Origin of the sequence: Pseudoalteromonas sp. SG41-5 (genome assembly GCF_014164495.1) — a bacterium.
Taxonomy (GTDB): domain Bacteria; phylum Pseudomonadota; class Gammaproteobacteria; order Enterobacterales; family Alteromonadaceae; genus Pseudoalteromonas; species Pseudoalteromonas rhizosphaerae.
In genome coordinates this window covers 1-914 of sequence record NZ_JACJFH010000256.1, presented here as the reverse complement: position 1 = coordinate 914, position 914 = coordinate 1, and the positions used below count along the sequence as shown (strand labels likewise).

Here is a 914-nt window from a genome sequence, read left to right as displayed (position 1 = left end):
CTTTATTGACTGCCATGGGCATTGCTTGGCTCATAACTTAGGCTCCATAAACATAAACAAGACGGCTTTTAGTAACCGGCCCTGCAATGCCGTCTACCTGTAGTTGTTGCGCTTGTTGAAATTCCTTCACCCCGGCTTTGGTTTTTGTGCCATTAACGCCATCAACTTTACCGCAATTAAACCCCAACATATTACACCTGCCTTGCACACCTGAAAGTGTATCTATAGGGTCTAGGTTACCTATTTGTACGTTAAAGCTTTTAGTTGGCGTGGTTTCCCCTTCATTTAGGTATAAATCGACGCTGCCGGTAAGTGCGTCGTTATTATTAAGTTCTATTTCGATAAGCCTATTACTTTGCAATACGGTATCGATAGTTTGGCTACCTATGTTGAGTACAATACGTTTGCCAGTGATGTCATCACCATCTTCATGAATTATTTGCAGGCGAAAATATTCTTTTTCGTTTTTTACAACAAACGTATTTAGACTGTTAGCGCGCAGTGGCATAAACTTTTCTTTTTTAGGTGGAATATTGATGATATCACCTGGAAAAATTAAATTAGGATCGGGCCGTAGTGCTTTAAACTCGGCATTACTGGGGTGGTTATATAATGCTGTTGAGGTTTTATAACCATATTGGCGTGCTATGCGTAGCAGAGTTTCGCCTTGTGCGACGGTGTGTTGTTGTATCATTGAAATATCCTTATCCCTAAATATAAATATCGCCAGAGCAAGTCTACGTTTAGGTGATGTTGCCTACTGACCAATCGTGATCGGCGAGTTCAAAAAAGCTGACTTTGGCGTTTTCAAAATCAGGGCCTGATACGTTGGCGTAGCCGTTTTGATCGAGCTGTCCGGTGATAATATGGCCGTTACGTAAGCGAATTTTATAGCCCATGTTGGCTTGGGGCTC

The 914-nt window shown here is 41.9% G+C and carries 1 protein-coding gene; it reads right to left on the bottom strand.

Going from position 1 to position 914, the window contains the following annotated elements; genetic code table 11:
* Positions 1–37: 37 nt before the first annotated feature.
* Entirely contained in the window at positions 38–694 is a 657-nt protein-coding gene (locus tag H5232_RS23455) for a peptidoglycan-binding protein (protein WP_182768267.1), read from the bottom strand.
* Positions 695–914: the final 220 nt, after the last annotated feature.

Coding starts and splice junctions, on each gene's coding strand:
- H5232_RS23455 (WP_182768267.1), bottom strand. CDS start 694: ATGATACAACAACACACCGTCGCACAAGGCGAAACTCTGCTACGCATA.